The following is an 18270-nucleotide window of genomic DNA, read 5'->3' as shown; positions in this document are numbered from 1 at the left end:
CGACCCTACCCACCTACAACGGGTATTCGGCCTCGATCACCAACCGCCCACACGAAAACCGCAGTTCATCCCCGTTCCCATGTTCGATGTGCCCTACCGGGTGCACGGACCTGCGACAACAACGTCCGTTCCTTTGTGTCGATGCTGCTCAGTTTGTGCGCGTGATCGTCCGTGGGCGTCACGTGTAGGAATGCCGCGCTGGCGGAGTTTGGTCAGCACGGTGGTGGGGTCGACTCCCAGATGTTGACCGACTCTGGCGAGGGACCAGCCCCGGTTGTACAAGTGGATAGCGTCGTCGATCTGCTCGGGAGACAAGCCACGGCGGCGCATCGGCACGTCGTGACGATGCAGGATGGCGCTGATGGTGCGGCGGTCGACGCCGAATCGGTTGCCCAGTTCGTAGGTCGTTGCGCCAGCGACATAGTCTTGTATCAGCATCTGGATGTGGTCCCTGATCGAGTTGTCGTGCCGGCCTCGGCGTGGACCGGTGGGGCGGCAGCGGTGAACTCTCGCCACCGATCGCGGTGCGATCGTCACGACGACTTGGCTTGTCGGCCAACTGTTCTCGCGCGAGTTCAACGAGCACCTTCGCGATCTTGTCGGCATCGGGGCGATCACGACGAACGCCGCGAATCTCAAGTTTGCCCCGCCGGGTAGCGGTAGCGGTGTTGGTCGGTATTGTCATGCGTCCACTGTCCTGCCTGGAGGTAAGTCCGGGTCAAGATACCGGTCAGGTCGTACCGTTAGAGCTCGCGCCCCGCGCGGCTGACCACGGATATGGTCACCCACCTGGCACGACTGACGCAGCTGGCGGCACATGATGGTCGGAACGGCCACGTCCCCGAATGTGTCCAGGGCGGCAACGAACGATACCGAACCCCTTTGATAGTGGCGGCGTGAGATGAGCTGCTATGCAGCACTTTTCGGGCTGCCAAAGAACCGATATGCGGCTATTGGACGTTCGCCAGTCCAGCCCGCGTGGCTACGAATCCTTCTAGGACTGCAACGACACCTACGTGAGTTGGTGCTGGTAGATCTGATGTGTGGTGTTGGATTGTGTTGTGGCCGAGTTGGATTCGTTGATGTCGCGTATCGGGGGTCGGTTCGCGCGGTCGGAGCCGCGCGGGCTCGGGTGCGTGAGTATGTGTCGGGGCTGTTGGCGGGGCTGGAACGTAAGAACGGGTGGACGCTGGCCGAGCGTGCGGGTGTGGCGGGCCCAGAGGGGATGCAGCGGCTTTTGCGTAAGGCGGACTGGGACGTCGACGGTGTCCGCGACGACGTGCGCGCCTATGTGATCGAGCACCTCGGCGACCCCGAGGCGGTGGTGGCGGTCGATGAGACTGGTTTCCTGAAGAAGGGCGTGAGATCGGCCGGGGCGCAACGCCAGTATTCGGGTACCGCTGGGCCCTGACTCCCGCAGCGGTAGTCAGAATTTTTTTCGCGAACCAGAAATCCGCTGGCCCCGAGCTACACGCGCACCGGCCTAGTGACCTGACCCCGTGATTTCGGTCCGGCTGGTGTGAGAGTCTTGTGGCCCACGTTGTGGGCGGGAAGGCTCGAAGACGATGACGACGAGGAAGCGGCACACCCCCGAGCAGGTCGTGCGCAAGCTGACCGAGGCCGATCGACTGCTGGGCGAGGGCAAAGACGTCGCCGACGTGTGCCGGACATTGCAGATCACCGAGGCTACCTACTACCGATGGCGTAACCAGTTCGGCGGGTTGAAGGCCGATGATGCCAAACGGCTGAAGGACCTCGAACGCGAAAACACGACCCTGAAGCGGCTTTTGGCCGAAGCTGAGCTGGAGAAGGCTGCACTGAAGGAGATCGCCAAGGGAAACTTCTGAGCCCGGAACGCCGGCGCGCAGCCGTGGCGCACCTGATGCGCGTACTGGAGGTCAGCGAGCGGTTCGCCTGCCGTATCACCGGGCAACATCGAAGTACCCAACGACGAAACCCGGCCTCCCAGACCAGCGCTGATCCAGATGCGGCACTGCGGGATCGGCTGCGCCGATGGGCTCGCACGCATCCGCGTCAGGGATTCCGCCGCGCCTATCATGACGCCCGCGGCGAGGGGTGGACGGTCAACTACAAGAAGATCCAACGACTCTGGCGTGAGGAGGGCCTGCGGATCCCGCACCGGCGAAGACGCAAACGCGTCGGCGTTTCCACCGCCACCACGGTGACCGCGGACGCGCCGAACCGGGTGTGGGCGACCGACTTCCAGTTCGACGCCACCGAGGACGGCCGACCGGTGAAGATCGTCTCGATCGTCGACGAGCACACCCGCGAATGCCTTGGCGGGCTGGTGGAACGCTCCATCACCGCCGACCGGCTCATCGACGAACTCGACCGGATCGCCGCCGAACGCGGCTATCCGGCGGTGCTGCGCTGCGACAACGGCCCCGAGTTGGCCTGCGAGGCCATGCGGGACTGGGCCGGTGAACGCGTCGGGTTGGCGTTCATCCCGCCCGGCCAGCCCTGGCGCAACGGCTACGTCGAATCGTTCAACGGCCGCTTGCGCGACGAATGCCTCAACATCAACGGCTTCTGGTCACTGACCCAGGCGAGGGTCGTGATCAGCGACTGGAAGGACGAATACAACCACCGCCGAAGACATTCCGCGCTGGGCTACCGAACCCCGGCCGGATACGCTGCAACTTGCATCCACCGATAACCAACTCTCACAGCCGGTGGACCGACTCACGGGGTCCCGTCACTAGGAGCTCGGCGCGCTCTGTGTGAATCCAAAGGCGCAGTCTCGCATCCAGGAGCTCCGCCCGGCAGCTTTCGAGACGGAGATGGCCTCCCGGTATCCGGAGATTCTTCGCTACCCGATATTGGCTCGAGCAGTGAATGTGACATAGCCATGTCCGGCGTCGAGGGGGGCGATGGGCGGTGCCGGACGTGCTCCCGCAGCAGGTGTGCATCGAGGTGCGCTCGTGATCCGGCGAGATGTGTGCGGGCCACCGAGCAGTGCACCATCGACGCCGGATCGGTCCTGCCGCAGGAGCTGCGAACAGCCGTTTACCGCCGCGACAGATGAGGGGCTGAACGCGCTGCGGAAACTGGGCTGCAAGGTCTGACCGACACGGGTCACTACCTGTTGTGAGTGGTGCGGCATCACCTCGCAGTTCATCGGTCCCGGGGTGGTGCCGCGCCGGTGTTAGTGGGTAAGTGGCCTGCCGCGCCAGGGTCCCGGCCAGACCGGGACCCTGGATCACTCCTACTGGAACGAACTCACGTTGTTCACCTGGTTCCCCGGGGAGCCGTGACTCCCTCTTTGGCAGCGGCCCGCACGATGACGAGCCGCGGTTCTAAACCGTGGCTGGGCCCGGGGCATCAGTTCATGTCGGCAGTGGGGGCGATCTCGGCGGTGACGAGGTCCACGAGTTTCGCGGCCTCGCGGCTGTCGGGGTCGGTGGGCAGCTCCACGGACTGTCCGTTGATCGGGGCGGTTAGCGGCCGACGATTCGCCGGTGCCTTTCCAGTACCGTCGCCGAGCGGTACACCGGCCAAGGCCGCGATGCGGCCTATCCCGGTGTCGCCGACGTCCGCCGGGATGGCTACCGGCCAGGTCACGCCTGGGATTTCGAAGAACTGTCGGTAGCCGCCTATGTGCTGGTATCCGACCTGTTTCAGGTAGTCGGTCGCCTTGGGGTTGAACGTGCCTTGGAATACGCCGTTGGTGGAGTCGAGGTGTGCATACTGGCCCGAGCTGGACGCCTGTTTGATCTGGTCGAACAGTCCGGGCCAAGGAGCGGGCAGGTTGTTGTCGGAGTAGAAGGTCTTGGCGCGGTCGATGTCGTCGGGGTTCCAGACGTTCGGGATGAGGTCGAGGCTGTTGGCGTAGCGCCGCACCCGCTGCAGGCGTTGGGTGGTGTAGGCGACGAATTCGGGATTGCCGAAACTCGGTCCGGCGGTGGACAGCACGCTGACCCTGGCTTTCTCGGATGTGTCCCACAGCTGCTGGGTGTCGCGCAGCAACAGGGCCAGTGTGGGTGACAGGGCACCAGCGAGGCTGTGGCCGGTGACGGTCAGGTCGATATCGGTGTGATCGAGCGCGCCCAGAAACGCGTGTAGGGTGCGACCGGCGCCGGGGCGGTCGCCGGAGGGGGTGATCTTCGTGAGGATGTTCACCCCGATGGCCGCGCCGGTCGTGTAGCGGGCGGCGGGATGCGCGAGCCACGGGATCTGGCCGATCAGGAAGTTCTCGACGAGCCAGTCGAACGGTCCGTTTGTGCTGCCGGCCACGGCGATCACGTACCGGGAGGGGTCGTCGGTGCTTCGCACCATGTACAGGACGTTGAGCGCGTACAGGTCGGTGGGGAACACCTCGATCCCTGGACCCCAGACAATCTCCCACCCCCCGATGACCCCTCGGTTGATGTCGAGATTGTCCTGGATCCGCTGCTGGAGCAGGTGCTCCAGGTTGCCGTCGTTTTCCTCGCCGTTGATCAAGTTCGCGTACAGCGACAGCTGGAATGTGACCTTGTCTTGCAGGGTCGCCTCGTTGCTCGTCGTGGATTGTGCAGTCATGTGCCGCTCCTTGTCGAATAGAAGTTTCATCCGAACAGAGACAGGGGTGAAGCGGTGACGCGGATTCACGGGCTGCGTCCGCAGCGGGGACAGATCATCCCGGACCGGTAGCCGTGGAGGCGAGTCCAGACCTCGGTCCACCGGACATGCGGGCTCAGCGTTCAGCTTCGCCGAATTGGGCGGTTGACCATGGATCTGATGGGCCGGATCCGGTCGAACCGCTGGCCGCCCGATTCGCTCGGCTGGTGGGCCCGCCCTGGGCAGTCACAGCCTTCGTCGCCTGCCTGATCCGTGTCGGCGCGAGCCGTCTGCTATCTCGCCCGAAGCAGTGCCGGGAGACTCGCTCATTTCGGAAGCGCGGTGACGCATTCGTAGTGATGGCCGGCTTCAGAACCAAATGGCGCGATGCTCCACAACATCTCGCACTCCTCCTGCACAGAAGATACCATTCCGCCGTTTGTGTTGTAGTAAACAAATGCGGTTCCACCAAGCGCGTCACCAGACGTATTCAAACTGCCAAACATCTTTTCTACGAACGCGGAGAAACGCGTCGAGTCGCTTGTTGCCTGGTCTGCTGTCCAACCAGCAGACTGGGACCAGTCATTGTATTGATTGATAAGCGAATCGGCGGGTTTAGGTGCATCGGACGGTAGGGCGATCGCGTCGTAGGTACGCGGCCTGTCGCTGAACTTCTGCATCACCCAATAGATCGAAGACGTATCTCCATGGTCAACACTCGAGGGCTGGCCCGCTATATTGTAGACGCCACAGCTGTGCACATTCAATTTCAAGCCCCATTGACTCACACAGGTCGGCAACTGGCTACTGAATATGTCGAAACATTTCACGTCGTCTCCTGAGCCTTTTTCCTCCGCCTCGACAGCAGCCTGCATTACCGCTAATGCGAATAGACCGGATGTGTCATCGCGGCCTCCGTCAGAGGCTGGGATGTACTTCTTCACAGCCTCTGACGGATTTTGCAGCTCGTCACGGGAAGGCATCTCAGATATGCAGAGCTTGTGCATTTGTCATCCTCCTCAGTTCTCGAGCGCTTGGCGCACGGCTCCATCGAATCGTTCAACGGCCGCCTGCGCGACGAAATACCTCAACATCAGCAACTTCGGGTCACTCAGACTCGCGTCGTGATCAGCGACTGGAATAACGAATACAACCACCGGCGAGAACATTCCGCGCTGAGCTACCAGACCCCGGCCGGATACGATAATGGCTTGATCAGCAGTGGTGATGGCGTTGCTGCGGCCGGGACTGATTCAACGACACCAGGTTTCGCGTGCCGTTCAGACGATGGAGACGGTCGGGGAGTCGGGATCGGCTCGACGATACCGAGCACTCGAATGCGAGGGTCTCGCCGATCCCGCATCCCTATCACTCAACCGGTGAAGTCACTCACTCTGTTCCGCCGGCCCCCGCCACTCCTCCACTCCAGCTGAACCAGTAAGTGAACTCGGACCGGTCGTCCGGCCACCACAGGATTTGCTGCTGGTGGCCCGAACCTACGTCCATGATGGCCGCGTAGGTTCCGCGATCGAAGGAGCTGCTGGTTTCGCCGGGGGCCAGCGTGAGGATGCTTACCGGGTTGCCCGCGTCCCCATCTTGCAGGAAGACCGAGACGTGGCGATCGGTGTCGTTGTACACCGTGTACGGGGCGACCGAGCTTCGCTCGGCAGGCTTCTGCATCGCCGATAAAGGCACGGTCACTTGCTTGAGCTGCACGTCGGTTACGGTCATCGCTTCCTCCTGTAGCTCGTTGCGCTGGCCACGCGGAATCGGTGACGCGGACCGGGGCCAGACCGCTTGGAGCCCGCGCCTTTCCAATGGAAGCCGGACGGACAGGTCGCCCGCGAGCAGCGACCCGCGCCTCGACACACAGAAGCACTCCTGTTCGCATGGTGCAGAGTGTGAGCAGCAGCCCGAGGAGGCGTGATTCACCACTCAGGAGGAATCACGTCTCGTCGGGCAGTCTCATCCACAACGGTTCGGATTGGGGTGCGGGGCTTCAGCGCGGAACCGCCGCCGGGCGGCGTGGTGACGATCGGATACGTGCCATCGAATTCAGCCATGGGTGCGTCCTCACCGTGTGAACAGGGCGCCACCGGATGTCCACCACCGGTCACGCCCCACTGATCTCGTAGTCGGTCTTCCAAGGCGAATCTCCAGATCAATTGAATCAGGATCGCGTCGAGACCGGTTCTGATTCCGCACATTCGCCGACCGTATCGACAGCCCCGCCCGTCGCCCCCGGGTCGTGCGCGGCGAACACACCGGTCCCGTCGCTGCCGACGGCAGCGGCACATGACGGGCGAGGGCCAGAGATCGCGAGAACAGTGGTCAGCACGCGGGCAACCACCGTCGCGCCAGGTCACTGGGTGACGGTTACCGGATCCTTCAACGCGTGTGGCAAACCGCCAGGTCATCCACTGACATCCCGATGGCAAGTCACACCCAGGCAAGCTGAGCTGCCAAAACGACTGCTTGTAAGTCTGAATCCTGACCACCGATAAGTAGGTCAACTCGGCGGCTGAGGCAGTCGGCGAGGCCAGAGTAAGAACGGGCGAATCGTATCCGCGCGGAGGTGTGAACAGGGCAAACTGTTTGGTGGACTCTCGCGGTCTCACGGTAGGGCTGACCATCGGCAGTATTCCGAGCTAGGAGGACGCGATGACTACTTTTGCAAGCCAGCAGTGCATCTCCCAGATGTCGGAGACGAACCCGCGGGCGCAGCTGTTCGTTGATGGCGGCGCCGCATACGCCTACTTGATGTACCGGGATATCCAAGGCGGCCGATACGACCGCATCCCAACACCACCGGGCAAAGAGGATCTGGTGTTGCACGTCGAGAAGGGGCTACGGGTGACGATGTTCTCCGAGCCCGTGTTCACCGGAGCCAAGACGGTAGTGGCAGCGGATCAGGGCAGGCGCGTCTGGCAGTTGGTGGACCGCGCGGTGGTGAAGTCAGCGATCGTCGAATCGGTCTGACGCAGACCACCATCGCCGCAGCCGCTCGAAGTCATTTCATGGACTGTCGAGGAATTGATGAGTTTGCGGGAGCCACTGTATGGGTCGGATACAGCGACCCGTCGACCGGCTCAGCCCGACACGGCTCGGCGAGTCTCGCGTGATCCAGCCGGGTTCGTGTCGTCGATTGCAAGACCCAGTGCACGATCTTGTAGGAGGGGCAATGACCAGAACCGATCAGAACTTCACCACCCTGCTCGACACCATCGCCCAGCGCCACAGCGCCGGCGACGGCACAGGTTCGGCGGAGTCCGCTACTCACATCCCCGCCCCCGAAGTCAGAGTGGCGAATATTCCGCAGGAGCTCAAAGACGCCCTTCAACCCACCGAGACCGGCATGCTGGACCAGCTCAACCACACCGAGACGACTACTGGCGCGGATGCTCAGCGCTTCCTCACCGGTGACATCTCCGCCGAAGAGTTCGACGACCTGATCAATCAACTGATGGATCGCGCCGTAACCCAGTGCCAGCAGCTGCAGGACTCGACCAAGGAAACACTCAAAAACCTCGGCCACCAGCACCCCGACTGGCAGCAGACGATCCTTAACGTATTCGGGGCGGTCAGTGACCTTCTGTTCAATGTGCTGAGCAAGGAAATCGGCTTCCTCACATCGCTGTCGAACACGCCCCAGCAGGCAGCTCAGGTGTACGGACCCTTCGGCGACATGAAGCACGACTTCATCACCACATGGAATCAGATCCTGGGGTGATCAACGCCGCCGAGCCCACACCCAGCCGCGCCCTAGCAGCTGCGTAGAACCCCCGGGCGGCGGGAGCCCAGCACCTAGGACGGCCCCGGAACACTTCTTCCGGGGCCGTCCAACCGGGCTGGCGCAGGCTGTGTGCTGATAATCGCAGCCCTGCAGGCGTCGAGAATCGATGGTTTTGAGACAACCAGGCCAACCAAGAGAGCGAGTGACACGAGGAACCGACTGTCCGCCGGATGGCCGCCTAGCCAGCCGCCCCCTCACCTGAGTGCAGGCGCAGGTGTTAGACGATCGAACCGTCCACGAAGCACCAGCGCCAGCTCTCGCCCGGCTCGAAGGTCCGCATCACCGGGTGCCCCGTGTCCTTGAAGTGGGCCGTCGCATGTCGGTAGGGCGACGAGTCGCAGCAGCCGACATGTCCGCAGTCCAGGCAGAGCCGCAGTTGGACGGGGTGGCTGCCGACGGCGAGACACTCCACGCAGGTTTCGCTCAGCGGCGTGGGCTCGGGGCGCGGCAGTTCGGCGATGTGAGGGCACTCATTCATGATTGCTATGTTCCCGGATAAGAGCCTGGAGGCCGGGAAGGACCTGGGAAGCGTGTCGATGACGCAGAGGGGAGGATACAACCCACTGTCCGCCGACTCGGTTCACTTATCGGTGTCGAGAATCGTTCGTTTGTTGAACACCGACCCGAATGGGCCGAATCCTCAGGATGACCGGACTGGATCGGTGTTCAACAAACGTGTCGAAAACGATTGGTGTTCAACAAGTCCTGTCAGACCTTTCTCGTACAGTCCCGGGACATGTCCAGCCAAACCCGCACTCTCGCCGTCTCCGAACCGCTTGCCTCGATGGTGACGCGCTCGATCCGATAGGCGGTGGCGGTGCTCTCGTCGGATGGGCGGGTGTCGACCAAGGGCCAGCTGCTCGACCGTCAGGTCGCCGCGCTCACCGCGGCCGGATGCCAGCGGATCTTCACCGACAAGAAGTCCGGCAAGAACGCCGAACGCGAGGAGCTGGGGGCGTGCCTGGACTACCTGCGGCCAGGCGACACTCTGGTGGTGCCGTCGCTGGATCGGCTCGGTCGCAGTCTGCAGGACCTGATCTCGATCGTGGCCGGACTTCGTAAGCGCGGCATCGGATTCCGATCACTGCACGAAGCCATCGACACCACCACACCCGGCGGACGTCTGGTGTTCCACGTCTTCGCCGCGCTGGCGGAGTTCATCCGCGAGCTGATCGTCGACGGCACCAACGAGGGCCTGGCCGCCGCCCGCGCACGCGGGCAACGCCTCGGCCGGCCACCAGCCATGACCGCCGAGCAGATCCGCCAACCCCGCGCCATCCTCACCCAGCCGGAAGAAACGGTGTCCTCGGTGGCGCGGCTGCTCGGGGTCTCGCGCGGCACCCTCACAAGTACCTCCCCGAACTCCGCAGCGGTGGCCAGGTGGCTATCAGGAGCAGGACGTCCAGTCTCGGTTAATCGGTAGCAAATCGGAGATATTGCATTCTCAGTCTCGCCACGCGCCCACAGTATTGTCACACGTGCCCCCGAAAAATCCCCTCTGGTCAATAGTTTGGGGGAGCTCGCCGAAAACGAGTGCTGCCCCGTCTGTTGCAGCAGACGAGGCAGCCGACCACGAAATGCCCACAAAAGAACATCGAGGTACTGATGAGCGTATCCAAGCCGCCGGTCCACCACCCCCTCAGACCACCAGGTGGCATGTCACTGAACCGGATTCACCGCATCATCGACGCGGTGCGCCACGAGCGCTACCGGTTCAGCCCCGCGCGGCGGGTCTGGATTCCCAAACGCAACGGGAAACTGCGCCCTCTGGGACTGCCGACCTGGTCGGACAAACTACTCGGTGAGGTGATCCGCCTGTTGTTGGAGGCGTATTACGAGCCGCGGTTCTCCGGCCGGTCCCACGGGTTCCGGCCCGGTCGGGGCTGCCACACCGCCCTGAGGGAGGTGGCTGACACCTGGACCGGGACAACCTGGTTCGTCGAGGGCGACGTCGCCGATTGCTTCGGCAGTCTCGATCACGACGTCATGATCGAGACCCTGGCCGACAAGATCCACGACAACCGGTTTCTGCGGCTGATGCGCAACATGCTCGAGGCCGGATACCTGGAGGATTGGACCTGGAACGCCACCGTGTCGGGTGCCCCGCAAGGTGGTGTCGTGTCGCCGATCCTGTGCAACATTTACCTGCACCGGTTGGACGAATTCGTCGAGAACACACTCATCCCCGAATATACAAGGGGGACAAGGCGAATCCGTAACGCCGAATACGAGCGGATCCGTCACCGGCTGGCGCGAGCGCGCAGGCATGGTGACCGGGACATGGTGCGGCAGTGGCGCGCACAGCTGGCTCTGCTGCCCAGCGTCGATTGCCGCGATCCCGGCTACCGTCGCTTGCGCTACATCCGCTACGCCGACGATGTTTTGCTCGGATTCGCCGGACCGAAAACCGAGGCCGAGGCAATCAAACAGCGACTGACCGAGTTCCTGCGCACCGACCTGCGCCTGGACCTGTCGCAGGAGAAAACGCTGATCACGCACGCGCGCACCCGCGCAGCGAAGTTCCTCGGATACGAGATCACTACCCAGACCGGCGCTGGTGGCCGCAGAACCGCCGAGGGCGGCATTCGGCTGCGGGTGCCGATTCCGGTGATCAAATCCTCGTGCGCACCATATCTGCGTCGCGGCAAACCCGCCGCGCAGCGCGCCCTGCAGAACTTCGACGACTACGGCATCGTCGCAGCATTCGGGGGCATCTACTGGGGCCTGGTCAACTATTACCTGCTCGCCGGAGACATCCACCGTCTCGAACGGCTGCACTGGGTGATGCAGACCTCGCTGTTGAAAACACTTGCGGGCAAGCACAAATCGTCGGTAACCAAGATGGCGGCCCGTCACCGGAGCACTATCGACACACCGCATGGTCTGCGCACTTGCATGGAAGCAACCCGCTACCGCCCCAACGGCAAGCCCCTGGTCGCACGGTTCGGAGGCATCCCCCTCACCCGGCGCAAGACCGCAATCCTGACCGATCGCGTCCTTACCCGGAACCCCTTGTCCCGCAAGGAGATCATCACCCGGCTCCAACCGGCATGGCACATTATCGTGGCACGAAAGCGACGCAAAACCCTCGTGGTCTGCTCGCCCTGCCACGACCTGATCCACACCGGCCAACCCGGAGCCACCACGGAATAGTCGCTGGAGAGCCGGATGCCGGGAAACTGTCACGTCCGGTTCGGCGGGAGGCCGCCCGGAAAAGGACCCGCACATCGCGGGCACCTCGCTGGACGGCCTACCCAACTGTTCGCCGCTGTCGGCGTTGCGATTCCTGCCCGATTCGAGGTAGGTGCCGAGACTGAATAGCGTCGATCTATCGTGGATCCGTGAGTACTACCTCTCTGAACCAGGAACCCCACCGTGGTATGGCCCGGGACCGACGTCGGGAGGAATTGCGGGAGTTTCTGCGTAGTCGACGCGAGCGGTTGGCTCCCTCGGCAGTGGGGCTGCCCGAAGCCGGACGACGACGCACACCGGGGTTGCGGCGCGAGGAAGTCGCGGTATTGGCGGGGGTGGGCGTGTCTTGGTACACGTGGCTCGAGCAAGGCCGCGATATCAAGGTGTCCGACGACGTGCTCGACGCGGTCGCGCGTGCGTTGCTACTGGACGACATCGAACGCGCTCACCTGTACCGGTTGGCGGGCCTGAATCCGCCGCAACAGCAGGCAGCGCCGTCGATTCCGGCATCACCGCAGATGCAGCGTCTGCTCGACACCTGGGCTCCGCGGCCGGGCTACATCCGGGACCGGCACTGGAACTTCACTGCGGTCAACGACGCGGCACGGGCGGTGTTCGGCTACGGCGATACCGACCACAACTGCCTGACTTCGTTTTTCACCAACACGCGGTTGCGGGTGTCGCACCAGCAGTGGGACGAGGTCGCCCCGGCGGTGGCCGCCGGGTTCCGCGCCGACGCCGCCCGCTATCCCGACGATCCCGAGTTCGACCGCATCGCAGGGGATCTGGCACAGGTCAGCCCGGAATTCGCCGAGCTGTGGGCGCGTCACGACGCGGCCGAGCATTCAACCGCGGTCAAGGCCGTCGACCACCCCGACGTCGGGGTGATGGTGTTCGAAGCGACCCTGTTCCCGTTGCCCGACCATCCCGGACATCACCTCATCCTGCACAACCCGGTCCCCGGCACCGAGACCAGTGAACGGTTGGAGCGATTGCTGCGCTCCTAGCCTGGTGGTGGCACACCCCCCATCAACTGACACTGCCTATCGGTGTGTAGGGACCGCAGGATTGGTGCCATGAGCAACACCATGCAGATGAAGGCAGTCACCATCCCCGAGTTCGGCCCCGCCGAGGTGCTGCGGGAGGCCGCCGTGAACATCCCCGAGCCCGGACCGGGGCAGGTCGCCATCGATGTGGCCTTCGCCGGTGCGAACTTCGCCGAGATCCTCTACCGGCAAGGCGTGGTCGACGTCCCGCTGCCGTTCGTGCCTGGCATCGAGATCTCCGGCCATGTCCGCGCTGTGGGAGCCGAGGTGGTGGGACTGACTGTGGGTCAGCCGGTGGCCGCGTTGACCATCGTCGACAGCGGTGGGTACGCCGAGGTGGCGGTCACCGCCGCGGACCTGGTCGCTCCGCTCGATGGGCAGTCCCTGAGCCTGGCCGCGGCCGCGGCGTTGCCGTCCAACAGCACCACCGCGTTCCTGGTCCTCGACCGCGTCGCCCGGATCGAACCCGGCGAGAGCGTACTGGTGCACGCCGCCGCCGGTGGTGTCGGCAGCCAGCTCGGCCAAGCGGCCCGACTGTTGGGCGCGGGTCGCGTGGTCGGCACCGTGGGCACCCCTGAGAAGATCGCGACCGCCACGGCGTTCGGCTACGACGAGGTGATCCTGCGCGACCAGCTCGCCGACGCGGGCGAGTTCGACATCGTGGTCGACATGGTCGGCGGCCCAACGCGCCGCGCCAGCCTGGACCGGCTCGCTCCGATGGGGCGCATGGTGGTGATGGGCAACGCTTCCGGCGCCGCGGACGTCGGGATGTCAGCCAACGAACTATGGTTCAGCAACAAGACGGTCTCCGGGTTCAACCTGGCTGCCTTCTCCGCCGCCTATCCCGCCGATGCGGGAACCGCATTGCGTCGCGCGGTCGCCGCCGCCACCAACGGAGACCTCCGGATCCAGGTCGAGACTCTGCCCCTGCATCAAGCGATCGAAGCGCACCGTCGCATCGAGTCCGGCTCCACCACAGGCAAATTGGTGCTTGAAGTCACGCCTGCTTGATCCGGACACACCGGTCGTCAGATCCCGCAGACGCAACCCTGTGGCCGACAGCAGAAGCGAGACATAGCACCCTCTCGACAGAAGCACGCGTCCACTCGATGCGCGCTTCTCGGCATTACGGTTCGTTCGGCCGGCGAGGTGTGGTGGGGCTCGGTGGTGTGGCCGCGGTGGTCATCGGCTACGTCGTGGGCCTGGAGGCGATCATTCTGATGTGGTGAGAACACCGTTGCCCACGGAGTCGGTGGAGCCATCGCATCACCTTCGCGGAACGGGGCCGAGTGGTTCCGGGTGTAACGGGTCGGTTCGCCAGTTCGACAGTTCGCTGTGGTTTGTCCATTGTCCGCAGGCAGGGCGGTCGGGCAGAGCGCGGGACGGCACTGCGCAGGGAGCACAGGCCCGACCTCACTTCGATCCTGAACGGGATAGACACAGTGCATGACGTGGAAAATGGCAGGGGCGGGGACGAGACCGTCAGCCGCCGAAGCGAACGCTCTGCCCGCGCCGTGGAGGTGGTGGGGTTGTGCGGTCGGATCCGCGAAGAGTCATGCTAAGCCCTTCGGGGAGCGCGTCTTGCGGCCGGTGACGCGTTCTTTAGTCGCGGGTCGCTTGGCGAGTTCAGCGACGCGCCGGGCGGCATAGCATCCGCAGAAAGTCCAACTGAGGTTCCCCTGAAGTAGTGGACATCCGAGATAGCGGGACTGTTGGTCCCTGGAAGGATGTTCCTCATGCCTCGTCCCGCGTCGATCGTATTCTCCTGAGTATCGGGTGGAGGCGGCGCATCGGGTGATCGACTCCGGCCGTCCGGTGCGGGATGTCGCCCGCGAGTTGGACTTGCACGAGAACCTGCTGCACAAGTGGGTGCGTGACGAGCGGCGGCGGATGGCCGCGGCGGGGCAGGCCGGTCACGGTGGACGGGAGCCGAATACTGAAGGTGCTCAATCACTTTCCGACGATGAGCGCGCCGAACTGGCCCGGTTGCGGGCCACGGTGACCGAGCAAGCGGCGAAGATGGCCGAGCAGGCGAAGGACATCGCGTTCCTGGAAAAAGCCTCGGCGTACTTTGCGGCACGGCATCCAAAGTGAGCAGGTTCGAGCTCGTGGCGGCAGAGTGCGCCGACCATGATGTGTGCCGGATGGCCGGACTGCTCGGTGTCTCGACCTCGGACTTCTACCGGTTCCTGCAGGTCCGTGCCGATCCGGAACCCTCGCCACGACTGCAGCGGCGCCGGGACCTGGAGGTGAAAATCTTTGCCCACCACCGTGCCTCGCGGGGCACCTACGGCTCCCCGCGCATCACCGCCGACCTACATGCCGAGGGTGAGCGGGTCTCGAAGAACACCGTCGCAGCCATCATGGCCGATCTCGGGATCGAGGGCATCAGCCCGCGCTCGTTCAAGACCACCACCGTGGTCGACCCGGTTGCCGAGTTCCCGCCCGACTTGGTCGGCCGCCGGTTCGATCGAGGCCGTCCCGATCTCGTCTGGTCCTCAGATATCACGTATCTGACCTGCGGCGAAGGCGACATGTACTTATGCGCCATCCGTGATGAGCATTCCCGACGGGCGCTGGGTTGGGCCGTGGCCGACCACATGCGGGCCGGGCTGGTCATCACCGCAGTCGACCGGGCGGTGTTCGTGCGCGGCGGCCGCTGCCGGTCGACGATTCTGCACAGCGACAGAGGCAGCCAATACACCGCTATGGCGACCGCCGCAGCATGCGCCCGCCACGGCTTGCTCCGATCCGCCGGCGCAACGGGCATATGTTGGGACAACGCTGGCGCGGAGAGCCTATGGTCGAGTTTCAAGCACGAGTTCTACTACCGGCACACCTTCGCCACTAAAACTGAACTTGTTGCCGCAGTTGACAATTGGATGCACTTCTATAATCATCAGCGGCGCCACTCAGTGATCGGGATGCGCTCGCCAATCGACTACGAGCAGTCCCTCAACGCCGCCCCCGAAGCAAGCTAACCCTGTCCACTTTTTCGGGGGAACCTCACACGGATATCGACGCGGCCCAACAGCGGTGCAGGTCAGGCGAACTTCGTTGTTTTTCGCGCGGGTGCTACTTCTGGGACAGCCCCTTGATCTTCTAGCTCGGTCATGAAGTGTTCTCTGGCGTGGATTTTGGCCGTCTTCGAGATCGCATGGGAAACCGGCAGTGCCCATCCCGGTTTCCTCATGATCGACAGTCCACAGAAGAACCTCGGCCAAGGCGGCGACCGCGATGCCGAGTTCGCCGACAGCGTCGCTGTTGACGACTTCTACAAGCATCTCCACGATTGGCTGTCAGGGCCCGGCGAAGGCGCTCAGATCTTCGTGGTCGACAATGCCCCACCGACCTCCGCCGACAACGACATCGTCGTCCGCTACTCGCGAAGAGCAGACCAGCCACCATACGGACTGATCGAAGACGAAGTCGCCTAAATCCCTGGCGGTACCCGATCACTTCCTCCCGACTCCACAGCTCGGCCCTGCCATCACCGCGAGGCGCAATCCATTGACAAACAGTCCGGAAGGTCTCACCGAAGCCGTAACACGATCAACAGCCAGAAGTCATTTATCGCCGCGGCCGGTATGAAAGACGCTCAGCCGCAGCCGATTACGGCAGAAACACGCCATCCCAACATTGCAACCACCACAGCAATTACCTATATTAGATGTCATCGAACACATGGTGCAGGCAAATCTGCCGCACTGAGGGGTTCAAGTCCCCTCTCGCGCACGCAAGGTCGACAGCACGTCTGCGCCATAAACCTGAGTGGTGGCGCGTGTTCGAGCGCGCCCGACGACCTATCACCCAGCATGCTCCGGGACGGTTTGGCCGGGAATGGCGCGATGCCTAGGACTGTGTCCTACCAAGAAGCGGCCAAGGTCTGCAGTGTGCCGGTCAGTGCCGTCCACTCCCGCATCACACGAACCAGGCAGAATCTCCTCACCGCCGAGGAAGAGGCCCGTGAGGAATCGACGACGGTCGGCCCGGCCCCTGCCCCGGCCGATTCCGATGATCGCCTGTGGGGAGACGCTGCTCGCGCCATGCCCGCGGACATATGTATTCAGCGCGGAATGCGCCCAGCGTGGACAGTCTCTACACCGATCAGCACACCGCCGCGATCGTGGCTCTGATCATCGGCGAGATAGCGTTGCCGATCGCGATTTGCGCCACGCACAATCCGGTGCCGGTCTGGTGAGCGGCAGAAACCGACGCAGCTGCCGCGAAGACAAGCTAATCCGGCTTCGGATGGACGAAACCCGCTCCAACCGTTAACGTCCCAGTGAAAACCACTGTTCACGACCGGTCCCATCCTTAGGTTCTGACGCAGATAATGTGATCATGCTGGTCGGCGTGTCACCGCACGATCCCTCACGACATGGGTGAAGGTGGCAGGCGTGCGTTGATCGTGTTCGAATTTTGTTGCCGCACTTGAGCAATCTGCTGATCAAGGATGTCCGAGCCGAGGCCGAAACCGTGGTCGTAGACGCTGCTGTTGCCACCTCGATGGCCCGGTGCATCGGATGCGGAACCACTTCCGGCCGTGTGCATTCCCGTTATCGCCGCCGGCTCGCCGACGCCGCTATCGCCGGCCGGAAGATGCTCCTGCAGCTGGTCGTGCGACGGTTCTACTGCGTGAATACCGACTGTCGGGCAAAGACTTTCGCTGAACAGGTCGACGGGCTCACGGTGAAACGGGCACGGCGCACCGATCAGCTGACCGACAAGTACCTGCGGCTGCGGGCCCGCACCCGCGAACGGTTCGACGCTATCCACCGGCTGCGTGAGCAGGGAATGGGGTTGAGAACGATCGCCACCGAACTCGGTCTCGATCGGAAAACAGTGCGGTGCTTCGTAACTGCCGCCTCACCGGATGAGGTGATCGCCGCTGCCACCTCGCGGGTGGCGGTGCTGGATGAGTTCGTGCCACATTTGCTCGAGCGGTGGAACGCCGGGATCACCGACATCACCGCGCTCACCGCCGAACTACACCAGCTCGGCTACCGCGGCAGCCGGCGCACCGTCTACCGCTACCTGCAAACCCACCGCTGTGGACGCAAGCCGGTCCGACCCGCCGCGATCCCACCGTCGGTACCGAAGATCCGCACCGTGACGGCCTGGACCATGCGCGACCCCGACACCCTCGCCAGCGGCGACAGCGAACAACTGAACCAGATCCTGGCCCACTGCCCGGAACTCGCGGCCACATCGCCACGTTCGCGGTCATGATGCGCGACCGGCCCGGTGACCGGCTACCCGAATGGATCGACCAAGCCCGCGCCGACAACCTTCCCGCGCTGCACTCGTTTGCGACCGGCCTCGAACACGACCTCGCCGCCGTCACCGCCGGACTCACCCTGCCCTGGAGCAATGGCCCAACCGAGGGCACCGTGAACAAGGTCAAGGCCCACGAGAGGCAATGCTTTGGGAGATCGAACCCGGACCTGCTCAGAAAGCGAATACTACTCAGCCACAAAGAATCCGGCTCGATTACGGAAATCCGGCGCCCCCTGGAGTAATCACGCTATCTGCGTGAGAACCATCCTTATGGCGCCGCGCCGAGCGCACGAACATGCGACGCTTCGGACTTAATACTGCAACTGCACTCAGGTGGTTCGGTGCTGGTAGACCTGTCGGGTGGTGTTGGATCATGTTGTGGCGGAGCTGGATTCGTTGATG

19 protein-coding genes and 1 pseudogene are annotated in these 18270 nt (G+C 63.6%); 14 read left to right on the top strand and 6 right to left on the bottom strand.

From position 1 onward, the window contains the following. Positions 1-93 precede the first annotated feature (93 nt). Positions 94-438, bottom strand: coding sequence for a helix-turn-helix domain-containing protein (locus ACZ60G_RS43445; RefSeq protein WP_465818177.1), 345 nt, complete (start codon positions 436-438; stop codon positions 94-96). Between the two features lie 605 nt (positions 439-1043). Between ACZ60G_RS43445 and ACZ60G_RS43440 the strand changes: the two are divergent. Then, positions 1044-1405, top strand: a pseudogene (locus ACZ60G_RS43440) (transposase); the annotation flags it as partial. A gap of 160 nt (positions 1406-1565) precedes the next feature. Continuing rightward, a protein-coding gene (locus tag ACZ60G_RS43435; protein WP_465818175.1) for an IS3 family transposase occupies positions 1566-2677 on the top strand; the annotation gives its coding sequence in 2 pieces (ribosomal slippage) (positions 1566-1833 and positions 1833-2677; 1113 coding nt in all). Between the two features lie 665 nt (positions 2678-3342). On the opposite strand, the gene ACZ60G_RS43430 is transcribed toward ACZ60G_RS43435, so the two are convergent. Both ACZ60G_RS43430 and ACZ60G_RS43425 read right to left on the bottom strand, forming a co-directional pair. After that, positions 3343-4539, bottom strand: coding sequence for a lipase family protein (locus ACZ60G_RS43430; protein WP_465818173.1), 1197 nt, complete (start codon positions 4537-4539; stop codon positions 3343-3345). Positions 4540-4883: 344 nt separating this feature from the next. Further along, on the bottom strand, positions 4884-5564 hold the full coding sequence (locus tag ACZ60G_RS43425) for a hypothetical protein (RefSeq protein WP_465818171.1): 681 nt from the start codon (positions 5562-5564) through the stop codon (positions 4884-4886). Here ACZ60G_RS43425 and ACZ60G_RS43420 point away from each other — a divergent pair. Further along, positions 5559-5990, top strand: a complete 432-nt coding sequence (locus ACZ60G_RS43420; protein WP_465818169.1) for an integrase core domain-containing protein — start codon at positions 5559-5561, stop codon at positions 5988-5990. The genes ACZ60G_RS43425 and ACZ60G_RS43420 overlap by 6 nt on opposite strands. Here ACZ60G_RS43420 and ACZ60G_RS43415 read toward each other — a convergent pair. Together ACZ60G_RS43415 and ACZ60G_RS43410 are read right to left on the bottom strand one after the other, a co-directional pair. Continuing rightward, positions 5947-6288, bottom strand: coding sequence for a hypothetical protein (locus tag ACZ60G_RS43415; protein WP_465818168.1), 342 nt, complete (start codon positions 6286-6288; stop codon positions 5947-5949). The genes ACZ60G_RS43420 and ACZ60G_RS43415 overlap by 44 nt on opposite strands. A 197-nt stretch (positions 6289-6485) precedes the next feature. After that, positions 6486-6620, bottom strand: a complete 135-nt coding sequence (locus ACZ60G_RS43410) for a hypothetical protein (RefSeq protein ID WP_465818166.1) — start codon at positions 6618-6620, stop codon at positions 6486-6488. A 598-nt stretch (positions 6621-7218) separates the two neighbouring features. Between ACZ60G_RS43410 and ACZ60G_RS43405 the strand changes: the two genes are divergently transcribed. Next, positions 7219-7536 carry a hypothetical protein gene (locus ACZ60G_RS43405; RefSeq protein WP_465818165.1) on the top strand — a complete coding sequence of 106 codons (318 nt, stop codon included), beginning with the start codon at positions 7219-7221 and terminating at the stop codon, positions 7534-7536. A 202-nt stretch (positions 7537-7738) separates the two neighbouring features. Continuing rightward, the gene (locus ACZ60G_RS43400) at positions 7739-8287 is read left to right on the top strand and encodes a hypothetical protein (protein WP_465818163.1); all 549 of its coding nucleotides are present in this window, start codon (positions 7739-7741) and stop codon (positions 8285-8287) included. Positions 8288-8567: 280 nt separating this feature from the next. Here the strand turns inward: ACZ60G_RS43400 and ACZ60G_RS43395 are convergent, their stop codons facing one another. Further along, positions 8568-8828 carry a UBP-type zinc finger domain-containing protein gene (locus ACZ60G_RS43395; protein ID WP_465818161.1) on the bottom strand — a complete coding sequence of 87 codons (261 nt, stop codon included), beginning with the start codon at positions 8826-8828 and terminating at the stop codon, positions 8568-8570. Positions 8829-9167: 339 nt separating this feature from the next. Here ACZ60G_RS43395 and ACZ60G_RS43390 point away from each other — a divergent pair, with 339 nt between their 5' ends. From ACZ60G_RS43390 to ACZ60G_RS43350, 9 genes are all read left to right on the top strand, one after another. Then, positions 9168-9773 carry a recombinase family protein gene (locus ACZ60G_RS43390; protein ID WP_465818159.1) on the top strand — a complete coding sequence of 202 codons (606 nt, stop codon included), beginning with the start codon at positions 9168-9170 and terminating at the stop codon, positions 9771-9773. A 233-nt stretch (positions 9774-10006) separates the two neighbouring features. After that, positions 10007-11503: a reverse transcriptase/maturase family protein gene (locus tag ACZ60G_RS43385; protein ID WP_465818157.1), complete on the top strand. Its 1497-nt coding sequence runs from the start codon at positions 10007-10009 to the stop codon at positions 11501-11503. 188 nt (positions 11504-11691) lie between these two features. Next, positions 11692-12549 carry a helix-turn-helix transcriptional regulator gene (locus tag ACZ60G_RS43380; RefSeq protein ID WP_465818155.1) on the top strand — a complete coding sequence of 286 codons (858 nt, stop codon included), beginning with the start codon at positions 11692-11694 and terminating at the stop codon, positions 12547-12549. A gap of 69 nt (positions 12550-12618) precedes the next feature. After that, a complete protein-coding gene (locus ACZ60G_RS43375) occupies positions 12619-13599 on the top strand; it encodes a quinone oxidoreductase family protein (RefSeq protein WP_465818154.1) in 981 nt (326 codons plus the stop codon). Between the two features lie 708 nt (positions 13600-14307). Beyond that, positions 14308-14682, top strand: coding sequence for a transposase (locus tag ACZ60G_RS43370; RefSeq protein ID WP_465818179.1), 375 nt, complete (start codon positions 14308-14310; stop codon positions 14680-14682). Next, entirely contained in the window at positions 14679-15569 is an 891-nt protein-coding gene (locus tag ACZ60G_RS43365; protein ID WP_465818152.1) for an IS3 family transposase, read from the top strand. The genes ACZ60G_RS43370 and ACZ60G_RS43365 overlap by 4 nt, the downstream gene beginning before the upstream one ends. Before the next feature lie 132 nt (positions 15570-15701). Further along, complete coding sequence (locus tag ACZ60G_RS43360; protein ID WP_465818150.1) at positions 15702-16025, top strand: hypothetical protein; 324 nt, start codon at positions 15702-15704, stop codon at positions 16023-16025. Positions 16026-17022: 997 nt separating this feature from the next. Beyond that, positions 17023-17820: a transposase family protein gene (locus ACZ60G_RS43355; protein ID WP_465818149.1), complete on the top strand. Its 798-nt coding sequence runs from the start codon at positions 17023-17025 to the stop codon at positions 17818-17820. Next, positions 17817-18110 (top strand): transposase, encoded by a 294-nt coding sequence (locus tag ACZ60G_RS43350; protein WP_465818146.1) that lies wholly within the window; start codon positions 17817-17819, stop codon positions 18108-18110. The genes ACZ60G_RS43355 and ACZ60G_RS43350 overlap by 4 nt, the downstream gene beginning before the upstream one ends. Positions 18111-18270 lie beyond the last annotated feature (160 nt).

The organism is Nocardia sp. NPDC102475, from assembly GCF_055584605.1.
This window is presented reverse-complemented; position numbering and strand designations above follow the sequence as displayed.